We start from the raw sequence: 14,502 nt of genomic DNA, 5'->3' as shown, positions 1-14,502 counted from the left end.
CCTGTCCGGATGTTGGTTGGAAAACACGCAGGTCGCGTGTCACGCGCGTGTTTGGACGTGAATACTTGGCACGAAACGTGAGCAGGCCTCGATGAGCAGTGACTCGTGGTATTCGGAAAGGCTCAATGTTTCGATAGCTGTTTTCGATTCATTCCACAAATCCGCGATTCTACCGCGGGAACGTTCGATGGCTCCTGTTTGCTCAAATAGTTCAATGGCGCGTTTTACTTGAGTTTCGGAACGCGAATCGGCCTCCCACATGTCGATGAGCTCTCGCCGCTGCGTGTCGTTCGCCGCGTTGATGGCGTCGGCTAGAAGCACCGTGCGCTTGCCTTCGCGGATATCTCCTCCAACGGGCTTGCCCGTATTGCTGCTCGAACCGACAACATCCAGAAGATCGTCTGCAAGCTGGAAAGCCAATCCAAGAGGCAAGCCGACTGCCAATGCCTGCTTCCTCGCATCGTCTTTGCCTATACCCGCGGCAAGCATGCCGAATTCCAGTGGGGCAATGGTGGTGTAGCTGGCGGTTTTCCAGCGGAATACGTTCAATGAAGCTTCCACCAGTTCGTCTGGATCGTCCAACGGATTGAGCTCTACGGCCAAATCAAGTACTTGACCGACTTCGACCTCGCGGTGCATGTTGAGCAATGCCGCGACCACATCGGAACCATGAGTGAGCTTGGAAGCTGCCTTGTCCGCGATGTCCACGCTTGCCGTGGCCAACATGTCGCCGAGCATGATGCCCAAGCCATGGCCAATGGCCTCGCTATGCGTACCAGTGGAGAATGCGCGATGCGCAGACGGCTTGCCACGGCGCAGATCGGAATCATCGATGATGTCATCATGCACCAGCGCACCGGTCTGGAACACTTCCACCGCGCACGCTAAATCGAGCAGCGCGTCGAAATCACGTTCTCGCACATCCTCCGAAGCGAATGCGCGGAACGAATCCAACGTCAGCAAGGAGCGAAGCCGCTTGCCACCCTCACTTGACGTGACCGCCTGCTTGGCGACCATGTCGGCAATAGGCCTGCAAGAGGAGGCAACCGAATCGTCCGCATGAAGGAATGCGAAATCCTTCACCAACGAAACAATGCGTGATTCAATCTGTTCCAAATCGGAGGAGCTAGTCATACCAACAGTTATCCACAGGCATTCGACAAGACCAAATCTCAATGATTGCAATAGTTGCGGTACCGAAATCATTTTGCGAAACGCCGAAGAAGCCATCCTCCGACCACAGGCCTCGAAAAAAGCGGCATCGCATCGGCTCATCGGGCATAGTGCCATATAAGCGGCGAGCGAGGAAGCCGATAGACCATGCCAAGGAGGGCAGAATAATGACAACCAACAAAACCGGACGCATCACCGGGACTGAAATGGAAGAAGCCATCAGCCGATTCGAAAGGGATTGCAGATCCGACGGCGTGGGCGAAACAGTGCGTTCGTTCATTCGTGAACCGCTTTTCATATGGATGGACGCGCTTGCGCAGGCATCGGACGAGAGCGTTTCCCATTCGGAAGGCGAATTCCATGCCGAATGCGGTCTTGACCGGAATATGATCATGCGGACTACGGTGGGCATCAATCGGATGCTGTCCATTCGTGACGTATTTCTCATTTCCGCCATCGTTGACGAACGATACGCCGACCGAGACTTTCTCATGAGTTTCGCCGAAAGACCCAAGCTGTCTCGTAATGCGCAGCGTCTGGAACAGCTGCTCAGCGATTCATTCCGTGATCCCCTAGCCAGACCCGATATGAAACGTTGCGATCAGGCGATCAACATGCTGTTCGACATTATCGATATGATTCCGAAGACATATCGGGCGCAGCCGTTCGCCGTGATCAGCTACATCATGTGGTGGATGGGCCAGGAAGGAGCCATGGCATCAGCCATCAGCGCGCTCGCGATAGATGATCAATGTTCGCTGGCGGCGATTGTATGCTCGGCGGTTGAACGACGTATTGGTCCTGCCTGGACGTCGGAAACATAAGGCAACACGCCGTAAAGTGGCGTGACTTGCGCGTGAAGGCCTCATTATGCGGGAATAATCGTCCTTGCAAGATGGTTTACTCACATAGTTGACGATTTGCCCTTGCCAGAAGTGGGTCCATGTGGTATACGCTTCGAGGCAGGATCAATAGGAGGATAAGTTTGGCCACCAAGGAAACGACGGCAAGCATGGAACAGGCTGATCTGACCGAAAAGACCACCTCCACGAAGAAAGCCGCCACGCGCAAGGCCTCCACGAAGAAGAGTGCGGCGAAGAAAACCACCGCAACGAAGACCCCTCGCAAGACTACCGCGAAGAAGAGCGCCCCTGCCAAGAAGGAGGAGCCGCTCGAGGATGATGCACTTGACGATGAGGACGCTCAGGTAGACGACGCCGATCTTGACGATTTCGACGCCGATCTCGATGACGTCGATTCGGATGACGAGGATGACCTCGACGACGACGAGGAATCCGAACCTGAAGATGATGACGACGAGGATGAGGAAGAACGCAAAAAGCCGGAAGAGCCTAAGGAAAAGGGCGCTTTCGTGGTGCGTGATGACGATGATGATGAGAATCTGACCCCATCCGGCAATCCGAAGCGTCGTGTGATTGCGGCGGGTGCGACTGCTGATCCGGTCAAGGATTACCTGAAGCAGATCGGTCGTGTGAGCCTGCTGAATGCGGAACAGGAAGTCGATCTGTCCGAGCGTATCGAAGCCGGTCTGTATGCCCAGCACCTGCTGGACACCGAATCCGACCAGATGGACTTCAAACGCAAGCGTGAGCTCAAGTGGGCTGCGAACGATGGCAGGCGGGCCAAGGACCACCTGCTGGAAGCCAATCTGCGACTTGTGGTTTCGTTGGCTAAGCGTTACACCGGCCGTGGCATGCTGTTCTTGGATTTGATTCAGGAAGGCAACCTCGGTTTGATTCGCGCCGTCGAGAAGTTCGACTGGAAGAAGGGCTTTAAGTTCTCCACCTATGCCACGTGGTGGATTCGTCAGGCCATCACCCGAGCCATGGCTGACCAGGCGCGTACCATTCGCGTGCCGGTGCACATGGTCGAAGTGATCAACAAGCTGTCTCGTGTGCAGCGTCAGATGCTGCAGGATCTTGGCCGCGAACCCACGCCGGATGAGCTTGCACGCGAGCTCGACATGCCTGTCGAGAAGGTGCAGGAAGTGCAGAAGTACGGCCGTGAGCCGATTTCCTTGCATACGCCGTTGGGTGAGGATGGCGATTCCGAGTTCGGCGATCTGATCGAAGACACCGACGCCATCGCGCCGTCCGACGCGGTTGCCTTCTCGCTGTTGCAGGAGCAGTTCAGGCAGGTGCTTGAAACGTTGTCTCCGCGTGAGGCTGGCGTGATCAAGATGCGTTATGGCTTGGAAGATGGCCAGCCCAAGACGCTCGACGACATTGGCCGCGTGTATGGCGTTACCCGTGAGCGTATTCGCCAGATCGAGTCGAAGACCATGTCGAAGTTGCGTCACCCGTCTCGCTCGCAGACGCTGCGTGACTTCCTTGATCAGTGATTGAAACAAGAGGTGAATGAAGTCGAGAAATTCGGTAAGAATATCGAATTTCTCGACTTCTTACGTCTACAAGACGTTCTTATGGATGAAAACCGAAGCAAAACTGCAAGTCAGAATGAGGAAAATGGCGAAATACAAGGACAATTACGGCGCAGGTAGTCTTACCGTGCTTGAAGGTCTTGACGCGGTGCGCAAGCGCCCGGGCATGTATATCGGCACCACCGATAGCCAAGGTCTGATGCACTGCCTGTGGGAGATCATCGATAATTCCGTCGATGAGGCTCTTGCGGGAGTCTGCAATCATATCGTTGTGACGTTGCACAGCGACGGTTCCGTGGAAGTGGCCGATAACGGCCGCGGTATCCCTGTTGACATCGAGCCGAAAACCAAACTTACCGGTGTGGAAGTGGTGTTGACCAAATTGCATGCCGGCGCGAAATTCGGTAACTCTTCGTACGGAGCCTCGGGCGGTTTGCATGGCGTGGGCTCGTCAGTGGTGAACGCGTTGAGCTCCCGTCTTGACGTGGAAGTGGATCGTGACGGCAAGACGCATCATATGTCATTCCATCAGGGTCATCCTGGTGTGTATACCGATGCTGATCCGGAGCACCCATCTCCGGATGCGCCATTCAAACGCACGCGTAAAAACCGTCCGACTGAGCTTGAAATCATTGGCAAGGTCAGTCCGAAGACCACGGGAACTCGCATTCGTTATTGGGCTGATCCGGAGATTTTCAACGACACCGCGGAATTCAGCTACGAGCAGCTGATTGATCGCGTCAGGCAGACCAGCTTCCTGGTGCCGGGTTTGAAAATCACTGTTATCGATGAGAATATTCCGGAAACCGGCGATGAATCAGTCGACGAAATGCTGGAAGTCGACGATATTGCAAATGCTGCAGGTGATGAACCGCAGGAAATTGCCGAAAGCGATGAATCTGAACATGACGCTGCCGGGCACGAGGAAGCTGCGGAGCAGATCGAGGAAGCCGATGTTGCGGCACAACCTCAGGGATCGAAGTATACCCACTCCCGTATCGAGGAATTCTGCCATACCGGCGGTGTGAAGGATTTCGTGGATTACCTGTCCAAAGGCGAAGCGGTTTCCGCTATTTGGCGTATCACTGGCGAAGACACCTATGTTGAGGAAACCCAAGCCGTTGGCGATGGCGGTGAACTGCACGCGCAGAAGGTTACGAGAAATTGTGCCGTCGATATCGCCATGCGGTGGACCAACGGATACGACACCACCATGCGCAGCTTCGTCAATGTGGTGGAAACCCCGGGCGGTGGAACCCATGTGGATGGCTATCTGTTGGGCCTGACCAAGCAGATTCGCAAAGCCATCGAAGACAATGCACGTAAGCTCAAAGTGAATCTCAAAGATTCCAACATGAAAGTCGAACGTGACGATATTCTGGCAGGTCTGGTTGCCGTCGTCACTGTGCGTATCGCCGAACCACAGTTCCAAGGTCAGACCAAGGATGTGCTCGGCACCGCGCAGGTCAAGCCGATCGTCAGCAAAATGACCGACAGGCAGTTCGGCGAGATGATCACCGGCTCCAAACGTGGCTATAAGGAACAGTCCGGCCGCGTGCTTGAAAAGATCGTCGGCGAAATGCACGCCCGCATCCAAGCACGTAAGACCAAAGAGGTGACGCGACGCAAGAACGCGCTCGAATCGGCATCCATGCCACCGAAACTGTCTGATTGCCAGCCAGGCAATGACGATGTGGCCGAACTGTTCATCGTGGAGGGCGATTCCGCACTTGGCACCGCCAAAGCCGCGCGTAATTCCGGTTTCCAGGCGTTGCTGCCGATTCGAGGTAAAATTCTCAACGTGCAGAAGGCGTCGTTGTCGCAGATGCTGTCGAACAAGGAATGCGCGGCGATCATTCAGGTGGTCGGCGCTGGCTCCGGAGCGAGCTTCGACATCGAGCAAGCACGTTACAACAAGGTCATTATGATGACCGATGCAGATGTCGATGGCGCGCACATCCGCATTCTGCTGCTCACCTTGTTCTACTGTTACATGCGGCCGCTCATCGAGTACGGTCACGTGTATGCGGCCGTGCCTCCGCTGCACCGCATCGCCTTGACCGGAGCTCACAAGGGGGAGTATATCTACACGTATTCCGACGATGAGCTGGCCGGCAAATTGGCTGATCTTGATAAGAAGCACATCAGCTATAACGAGGACATTCAGCGCTATAAGGGTCTGGGTGAAATGGACGCCGACCAGCTGGCCGACACCACTATGGATCCACGCACACGTATGCTGCGTCGTATCCGTATGGAAGACGCCGAACAGGCCAGTCAGATTTTCAGTCTGCTGATGGGCGATGACGTGCCGCCGCGTAAAGCGTTCATCGTTGAGAATGCCGACGATTTCGACCGTTCGAAGATCGATACCTGATCGAGGTTGTCGTCAGCTCGCCTTCCGCTACGTCAAGACGTTTCGGAGGGTATTTTTTAGTGAAGATGGTATGCGATCCCGTGTGGTAAAGATTGAAGATTCTACGGTAGACAGTGCAATCAAGTAGTTACCGATTGGTAGCTATATGTGCTTACAATAATGGCGGATATTGTCTTCTGCGGCTACCGATCAAGAAGGAGTAGGGCGTGGTTAATCTTTTGCTTGCGGTGATTTATGTGGCGTTCATCAGCCTTGGCCTGCCGGATGCGGTACTGGGTGCCGCATGGCCGACGATGAGTGTCGATTTGGGTGCTCCCATTTCGTGGGCTGGCGGCATTTCCATGACGATTTCCGCTGGCACCATTGTTTCCGCGTTGCTTTCCGATCGTATGACCTTGCGTTTTGGTGCGGGCAAGGTCACTGCGGTTTCCGTGGCGTTGACGGCGTTGGCATTGTTCGGCTTTTCCGTTGCTCCTAACTATTGGGTGCTGATTCTGCTTGCCATTCCGTACGGCTTGGGTGCGGGCGGCGTTGACGCGGCCCTCAACAACTATGTGGCGATCCACTACGAGAGCCGTCACATGAGCTGGCTTCACGCCATGTGGGGCATTGGCGCGTTGACTGGCCCATACATCATGGGATTCGCCTTGGGCGCCGGCCAAGGATGGTCGTGGGGCTACCGTTATATCTCCATACTGCAGGTTGTGCTCACCGCCATTCTTATTTTCAGTCTGCCACTGTGGAAGAAGCGTTCCGAGGTAAAGACGGGCGAAGTTTCCGGCGAATCCGACGGAACGGCCAATGATGAAACTCGCAAACCGCTTGGTGTGCGAGGTGTGCTCGCCATTCGTGGCGCCAAAGAAATCCTGGTGATGTTCTTCTGCTATTGCGCATTGGAGCAGACGGCCATGCTGTGGGCTAGTAGCTACATGGCGCTTGGCAAGGGCATCGATAAGACCACGGCGGCTATGTGGGCCAGCCTGTTCTGCATCGGCATCACCGTGGGTCGCTTGGCGAGTGGTTTTCTGACCATGAAGTTTAATGATCCGGCCATGATTCGCCTGGGGCAGGCGCTGGTGCTGACCGGTATCGTCATCATGTTGCTGCCGCTGCCTCGCAATATCGGCACCATTATGGGACTGATGATTGTCGGTCTTGGCTGCGCACCGATCTACCCGTGCGTCATTCATTCCACGCCGGCATATTTCGGCGAAGACAAATCGCAGGCGATCGTCGGCATGCAAATGGCATGCGCATACGTCGGCTCGATGTGCATGCCGCCGGTATTCGGCTTGATCGCACAGCATATCAGTGTGCTGTGGTTCCCTCTGTACATGTTGGCTTTCCTGGTGCTGATGATGATCATGCACGAGAGCCTGCGTAAAAAGTGCGCTGGTCAGACCATCGACTGATACGGTGTTGTCGCCATTGCCATTGCGATACCATGAGCCGCATTGTGGATTTCGCATATATGGTTCGGGTTGCTGAAGCCGAGCGCCACGTACCATACGATAAGCAGTGCGGTCATGGTTGCAGCCAATGGCAGTTGTCGTATTTTCAGGCGAATAAGGCATAGCAGAATCGCGATCGCAAGCAGGGCGATAAATGACGCCGAAAGGTACCGCAGCCAAGTCAAACCGTATGCGTTGATGTACAGTCCTAACCGAAGCGCCGCCGAAGCTAGAATGACGGCGGTTAACGCCAGCAATGCTACCAGTGCCGCGTTGAGCATGCGCGTACGTGGCGCGAGTGCGATCGCCAAACCAAATAGCGTCACATTAATGGCCGTGACTGCCAGCAGTTGAAAGAATCCGCCGCGTGCGTATTCGCTATAGGTCAATCCGTCTGGCAGTGCGATCGAACCATCGGTGAACAATCCTGCGAACAGGAACCGGATCTGTACGATGCAAAACAGCATGTACACAGTCAAAGTCACGGCCAATACCACGAACGCAGTTACCGAGCTGAGGGAGAATCGTTGCTCCGGAGGCGTGGAAGTGGGTTCATCGTCGAGTCCAATAAGCAGTGAGAACAGCAAAGGCCACGGCAACACGATGAACATGATGTGCAGAGTGATCGTCATCGGGTTGAAATCACTGAAAACGTTCAGCACTTCATATTGAACTATTTGATCGGCTCCGATGAGCAATGGTACGATCGTCAGAAGTAATGGAGTGGAAATCAGTAGCGCAATGCCGATTTCGCGCGCTTTCGAACGTTGCTTCGACGCGACTGCAAATCTTGCGAATATGACGGAAAACGGTTCCGCAAAATCGCGAATGTGAATAAACGGCTGCTGCAACCAGCCGGTAAGCCAATTCCAGGCAACTTGAAGTGGACGGCGAACATCGTAACGCCCGTTGACCAGCTGACAGTGCAGCATAAGCAACGCCGGTTGAACGAATTGCGTGGTGAGCGCGTACTCGTCATTTCTCGAATAGCACCAGGTCGACTGAGCGAGTGTATTCCACACGCCAATGGCGACGATGCTTCCCAAAACAAGCCAAACAAGAACTTGTTTTCGTGCGGTTTTCCAGTGCAGCGCGGTTACGGTAAGAGCACAGATGATCCAGAAAACCGGCAGTTCATATCCGATAAGCCATGTCGGAGGTATGCTGCAGATCAGACGGTCGAATGCGAAAGTGATGAGAAATGCAGCGCCAATGGTGATGACCGCGCGTTTGTTGAGGGGGCGTTGCGCTATTTCTTCCCGCGTGATTTTGGGTTTCGCCAAAGGTTGTTCCTCCTGATGCGCGGATGGTTCATGTGTTGGCTGGCTCCCTTGTGTTTTTGGTGTTTCTTGGGTTTCTTGTGCTTCTGGTAATGGCGATGATTGTTGGGATTGCGAAGTCTGCGATGGGGAAGTGTTGGCTGGTTCCGGCATGATAATGATTCCTTTCTGAGATATGTTGGACGTCATCGTACATATCGAAAAACGATAGAAAAATATCGACTAACATACTTTCACAAGATTTGCATATCGAATATCGATAGATTATTATCGATATTCAGGTTTATTGGATTGAAGGAGACGGATATCATGCCGAATTCCGCAGCGAAACGTTCCATGGTGATTGGCGTATTGCGTGTGCTGATTGTGATAATTGCAATATGCTGCCTCGGACTGCAGTTCAGTGCGATTGCGGCATCCGCTGGCGTTGCTTCCAAGTATGCCGACGCTGACTCGATGCATTGGCTGTATGCGGTTGCCGCAGTGCTGATTGTCGCTTGCTTCGAGTTCGCGTTGGTGCCGCTGTGGAGATTGCTGACCTTGGTTGAAAAACGTGATGTCTTTTCCGGCAAGGCCATGCGTTGGGTGAATCACATTCTCGTATATGCGGGGATTGAAGGCATGCTGGTGCTCGCCGTGATGGTCGGTCAAATCTGGTTGTCGCCTTCACGCTTTCTGATGGCTGCGATGGGGGTTGACGGGCAAATGTTTCCATACGTCGTGCTGGCGGTCGGAGTGGCGGCGCTTCTACTGATCGCGGCGTTCGAACTGTTGATGGTGGTGATGCGCTCGCTGTTGATGCAGGCCATCGAACAGCGTGATGAACTGGCAGCGGTGATCTGATATGGCCATTCGTGTGAACCTTGATGTGATGCTCGCCAAAAGGAAGATGAGCGTCAATGAGCTGGCGGAGGCTATAGGCATAACGCCGGTCAATGTTTCGGTGTTGAAGAACGGGCGGGCCAAGGCGATACGGTTTTCCACGCTTGATACCATATGCGAGACGTTATGTTGTCAACCGGGAGATGTGCTCGAATGGGTTGCCGACGAAGATGAATAACGTCTTGCGGTAATGCGATCATCGAACGTATGTACGAATGTTTGAACCTGTTTTCAGAGCCGACCAAGGCATGGTTCAAACATGCGTTCAGTCGGCCCACTGAAGTCCAGCAGCAGGTGTGGCCGGCCATCCATTCCGGCGAGAACGTGCTCGTTGTGGCGCCCACAGGGTCGGGTAAAACCCTTTGTGCGTTCCTTTCGGCTCTTGACCGGCTTATGGCGGGCGGGACGCGTTCCGCAGGAGTGGATGTTCATGGCGAAATCGCGGCAGCCAAGAGCCATGCGGAACAAAAAGCTGCAGGGAAAGGCTCCCGCAAGAAAACGAAGCGTGGCGTCAAAGTGCTATACATTTCGCCTCTGAAGGCGCTTGGCGCTGATGTGGCGAAGAACCTTGAACTGCCATTGCAGGGAATTTCCCAGCAGTATGAGGCGATGGAGCTGCCCATCCCCGATGTCGAAGTGGCCATGCGCAGCGGCGACTCCACACCTGAACAACGTCGAAGAATCGTCAGCCATCCGCCGGATATTCTCGTCACCACGCCGGAATCACTATTCCTGCTGCTCACCTCCAAGGCGAACAGCATATTGACGAGCGTGGAGACGGTGATCGTCGACGAGATTCATGCGGTCGCAGGTACAAAACGCGGCGCGCACCTCGCTGTCAGCCTCGAACGCCTTGATAAGTTGATTGGGCATCCAGTGCAACGCATAGGGCTTTCGGCAACCGTTAATCCCGTTGAGGAAGTAGCACGGTTTCTCGGTGGTTCGCAACCGGTAACGGTGGTGAACCCCGGCGCTGTTCCGGCCATGGATTTAAAAGCCGTGGAACCATTGCGCAATATGCTCGACACCAGCGCTACAGGCGGTTCGGTATGGCCGGTCATTGAACGGTCCATTCTCGACGAGGTGTTGCGGCACCGAACCACATTGATATTTGTCAACTCGCGTGGACTGGCGGAGAAGCTCACCGCACGGCTCAACGACATGTATGCGGAGTCGAAACAGGGCACGGTGGCAACTGATCTGAGTGAGCACCGTGACTTGGGCTCACCGGAGGGCCGCGAGCAATTTGCCGGGCACTATGACTCGGTGGTAGGATCCACCACCATGCTGGTTGAATCGCATGAAGACATTGATGCGATTGCCATGGCTCATCACGGGTCCGTGTCAAAAGATAGACGTAAACAGATCGAAGAACAGTTAAAACGCGGCGAATTACGTTGCGTGGTGGCCACTTCCAGCCTGGAACTCGGCATCGATATGGGTTCGGTGGATCTCGTGGTTCAGGTGGCCGCCCCATTGTCGATCGCATCGGGATTGCAGCGAGTGGGCCGTGCCGACCACAATGTCGGCGGAGTCTCGCACGCGTTGTTCTTCCCCATAACCCGCCAACAGATTATTGGCGTAACAACCAGCATGGAATGCATGAGGGAAGGGGCTATAGAACCATTGCATATGCCCCGCAACCCTCTGGACGTGCTCGCACAGCAGACCGTCGCAGCCGCGGCCATGGAAGATCTTTCCACGAACGATTGGTACGAGCTTGTGCGTCGTTCCGCACCTTTCCAAAATCTCGACCGGTCTATGTTCGACGCTGTCATCGGCATGATGACGGGCGCCTACAACAGTGAGAGCTTTTCCGCATTCCGTCCACCGCTGCAATACAACGAAGAGGCAAAGCTGATTTCCGCACGTCCAGGAGCGCAACGCTTGGCGGTGACCAGTGGCGGCACCATACCCGACCGTGGCATGTACGCGGTGGTGCTTCCAGAAGAGGGCTCTGGTCCAGGTCCTCGGCGAGTGGGCGAGCTTGATGAGGAAATGGTATACGAATCCCGCGTGGGAGATGTCATCACTTTGGGGACTTCCACCTGGCAGATTCAGGAGATCACACGAGATAGGGTAGTGGTGGTTCCTGCTCCCGGGCGCACCGCGCGCTTGCCATTTTGGCATGGGGATCAGGATGGGCGTGATTATGGTTTCGGATTGGCGCAAGGGCGTTTGACGCGTGAGCTCAGCCAAGGATTGCATAGGCGTGAACCAGCAAAGAATGGTGATCAGAATACGGCTCAGACTGTATTGGAAGCACAGTTCAACCGTGAGACCGCGCAACGTTTGGAGCGAGATGGTCTCGACCATAATGCCATAAGCAATCTTGCCAAACTGCTTGACGAGCAATGTGAAGCGACCGGTACGATTCCTTCGGATCGTGATCTCGTGGTGGAGCGTTGCCGGGATGAAGGCGGAGATTGGCGCATCATCATCCATTCACCATATGGTAGGCGCGTGCATGAGCCTTGGGCGTTAGCCATCACCACTCGAATCAAACAGCGGTTTGGTTTCGACGGTCAAGTGTACGCGGTCGACGATGGCATTGTTTTACGATTGCCGGACGGTTACGGCGATTTGCCTACACGTGAGCTGTTGCTATTCGACGTGGACGAATTGCAACGCACTGTTGAGACGCAAGTTGGCGAAAGCGTGCTTTACATGGCTCGATTCCGCGAATGTGCGGCCAGATCACTGTTTCTGCCGCGCACACGTCCCGGTAAGCGTGTGCCTCTCTGGCAGCAGCGGTTGAAGGCCGCGCAACTGTTGAATGCGGCTCGTACTTGCAAGAACTTCCCCCTCTTGTTGGAAACTGCGCGCGAATGCCTGCAGGACGTATATGATTTGCCGGCATTACGCACGATTATGACAGGCCTGCATGCGGGAACAATACTTTTATCGGAGGCAACTACTGAAACACCTTCTCCGTTTGCGCAGAACATGCTGTTCGGCTTCGTCGGATCGGTGATGTACCAGTATGACGTGCCCCAAGCCGAACGAAGCACGCAGTTGCTGTCCATGGATCTGGAAGTGCTCGAACGGCTTCTAGGAAGCACGGATATGGCATCGTTGTTGGACGCCGAAGCTATTACACAAGTGGAGGGCGAGCTTGCTGGGCGAACATTCTGGAATGATCTCGCCGAAGAAGATATCAGCGGGCGCGTAACAAGATACGCCAAAACGCATGGACCATTCACCGCTGACAAGATGATTGCCGAACTGGGCATTGACGCGGCTCAGGCGGTGCATGCGCTTGATGAACTGGATGCCCGAGGAGAACTCATCAAGGGAAGATTCACTGATTCAGGTGAGACTTCCGAAAAGAACGATATTCAGCAATGGCTCCACAAGGATGTTTTCCGGCGTATTCGAGCATTGTCTCTTGCCAAGGCCAGAAAGGCCGTCAAACCGGTCGATCCGAGCGTCTATCAGGCGTTTCTGCTTAATCGTCAGGGCGTTGGCCCTGTTGGAGGTGAACGCTACGAAGGCGTTGATGGTCTGATGCGTGTCATCGAGCAGTTGGAAGGCGTGTTCCTGAACGCTTCGGTATGGGAGTCCATGGTATTCCCGGCACGTGTGCGTGACTATCAGCCTAGTATGCTCGACGAACTCATCTCATCGTCGGATGTGGTGTGGGTCGGTTCGAAAGCAAGTGGATCCAACGCCAAAGAAGCTGGTGAGATCGCCTTCTATCCAGCAGGTTCCTTGCTGCTCAACCAGCCTGAATCGGCGGTGGATAAGCTGAACGATAATGAAACGTTGATCATGCCGGATGCCGTGTTAACGGCGTTAAGCGGTGGCGGAGCATTTCCTATTCAACTGCTTTCAGCCGTGACAAAAACCATCTGGCTTGAGCATGCCGAAGCGCAGGTGAACCCCGAAACGGGCGAAATCATCTTTCCGGCATGGGGCGAGCGGCAGTTCGAAGAAGCCTTATGGTCACTGGTATGGCAGGGGAAAATGACGAACAGTTCGTTCGCACCAGTACGAGCGCTTCTGCACGGAGGCAAAACCGTTCGCGCACCCCGTCGTGCCGCGCGTAGACGCGTCACCATGCGTCCTCCAACACCATTGGCGCTGAGTGGATTATGGTCCGCAGTATCTTGTGGCGACGGGCGAACCGTTATGCCAAACAAACCACTAGACGGTGTTATCGAGCCGGGCATGCTCGAAAACAGCGATACCGGCATTGGCATGGCGCATACGGCAAGTGTAGAGGAGCGTGAGCTGGCGCTCATCGACTCATTACTGGACCGATACGGCGTGATTGCCGCTCCTTTGGTTGACAAGGAACGGATTGCCGGAGGATTTTCAGCGCTCTATCCGGTACTCAAACGAATGGAAGAACATGGCACACTGGTCCGAGGCATGTTCGTGAAAGGTTTTGGCGCGGCACAATTCGCGGAACGAGACACCGTCGACGCGCTGCGCAGCGACACGCAATGGCACAGTCAATCCTGCGTTGCGCTCGACGTGATCGATCCCGCCAATCTCACTGGTTCCGCAATCGCCTGGCCAGAACAGGATTACCTCAAACCAGCACGCAGATCCGGGTCCATCATTGTGCTCAAACAAGGCGAACCGGTACTGTTCTCCGTACCAAAAAGCCATAAAATTGTCAGCTTCACCGCAGACGAAACAATATTAAGACCGTCATGCGCCGAACTTGCCTACGTATTGCAGCGCCAACCCAGCGGCAGCATCAGCTTCAGCGAAATGAACGGAACATCATTGAAAGCACGCAATGAATACCGGCAAATCCTTTACGCCGCAGGTTTCGTCGATAGTCCGCAAGGCATGAAACTTTACTGTTGAAAAAGATCATCATCGCTAATGCATAGTGACAGCGCGGACGAAAACGCAGGAACAACAATGCCCGCGTCCTACGAACGGAATCCTAAACGATTCCAAACTTCGCAAAACGCGGGCACG

Annotated in this window: 9 protein-coding genes; 7 read left to right on the top strand and 2 right to left on the bottom strand. The window is 54.6% G+C overall.

What is annotated here, in order from left to right:
* Positions 1 to 39: 39 nt before the first annotated feature.
* The gene (locus tag BBPC_RS05990) at positions 40 to 1,134 is read right to left on the bottom strand and encodes a polyprenyl synthetase family protein (protein WP_004220418.1); all 1,095 of its coding nucleotides are present in this window, start codon (positions 1,132 to 1,134) and stop codon (positions 40 to 42) included.
* A gap of 206 nt (positions 1,135 to 1,340) precedes the next feature.
* On the opposite strand from BBPC_RS05990, the gene BBPC_RS05985 reads away from it, so the two are divergent.
* The 4 genes from BBPC_RS05985 to BBPC_RS05970 all read left to right on the top strand — a co-directional run bounded on the left by BBPC_RS05985 (position 1,341) and on the right by BBPC_RS05970 (position 7,363).
* Positions 1,341 to 1,997: a hypothetical protein gene (locus BBPC_RS05985; protein ID WP_022245128.1), complete on the top strand. Its 657-nt coding sequence runs from the start codon at positions 1,341 to 1,343 to the stop codon at positions 1,995 to 1,997.
* A gap of 161 nt (positions 1,998 to 2,158) precedes the next feature.
* Positions 2,159 to 3,535: an RNA polymerase sigma factor gene (locus BBPC_RS05980; RefSeq protein ID WP_033524060.1), complete on the top strand. Its 1,377-nt coding sequence runs from the start codon at positions 2,159 to 2,161 to the stop codon at positions 3,533 to 3,535.
* A 16-nt stretch (positions 3,536 to 3,551) separates the two neighbouring features.
* Positions 3,552 to 5,951: a DNA gyrase/topoisomerase IV subunit B gene (locus BBPC_RS05975; protein ID WP_407711832.1), complete on the top strand. Its 2,400-nt coding sequence runs from the start codon at positions 3,552 to 3,554 to the stop codon at positions 5,949 to 5,951.
* Between the two features lie 206 nt (positions 5,952 to 6,157).
* Entirely contained in the window at positions 6,158 to 7,363 is a 1,206-nt protein-coding gene (locus BBPC_RS05970; RefSeq protein ID WP_004220407.1) for an MFS transporter, read from the top strand.
* Here BBPC_RS05970 and BBPC_RS05965 read toward each other — a convergent pair.
* Positions 7,348 to 8,835, bottom strand: coding sequence for a DUF4153 domain-containing protein (locus tag BBPC_RS05965; protein WP_138266768.1), 1,488 nt, complete (start codon positions 8,833 to 8,835; stop codon positions 7,348 to 7,350). The genes BBPC_RS05970 and BBPC_RS05965 overlap by 16 nt on opposite strands.
* A gap of 156 nt (positions 8,836 to 8,991) precedes the next feature.
* Between BBPC_RS05965 and BBPC_RS05960 the strand changes: the two genes are divergently transcribed.
* From BBPC_RS05960 to BBPC_RS05950, 3 genes are read left to right on the top strand one after another with little or no spacing between them, the layout of a single operon-like run.
* Complete coding sequence (locus tag BBPC_RS05960) at positions 8,992 to 9,525, top strand: DUF2975 domain-containing protein (protein ID WP_022245125.1); 534 nt, start codon at positions 8,992 to 8,994, stop codon at positions 9,523 to 9,525.
* Between the two features lies 1 nt (position 9,526).
* A complete protein-coding gene (locus BBPC_RS05955; protein ID WP_004220392.1) occupies positions 9,527 to 9,742 on the top strand; it encodes a helix-turn-helix domain-containing protein in 216 nt (71 codons plus the stop codon).
* A 29-nt stretch (positions 9,743 to 9,771) separates the two neighbouring features.
* Positions 9,772 to 14,385, top strand: coding sequence for a DEAD/DEAH box helicase (locus tag BBPC_RS05950; RefSeq protein ID WP_004220390.1), 4,614 nt, complete (start codon positions 9,772 to 9,774; stop codon positions 14,383 to 14,385).
* The last annotated feature ends 117 nt before the right edge of the window (positions 14,386 to 14,502 follow it).

The organism is Bifidobacterium pseudocatenulatum DSM 20438 = JCM 1200 = LMG 10505 (genome assembly GCF_001025215.1).
Lineage (GTDB): Bacteria > Actinomycetota > Actinomycetes > Actinomycetales > Bifidobacteriaceae > Bifidobacterium > Bifidobacterium pseudocatenulatum.
Note: the sequence above shows the minus strand (reverse complement) of the source record. Positions and strands in the feature narration are given on the sequence as shown.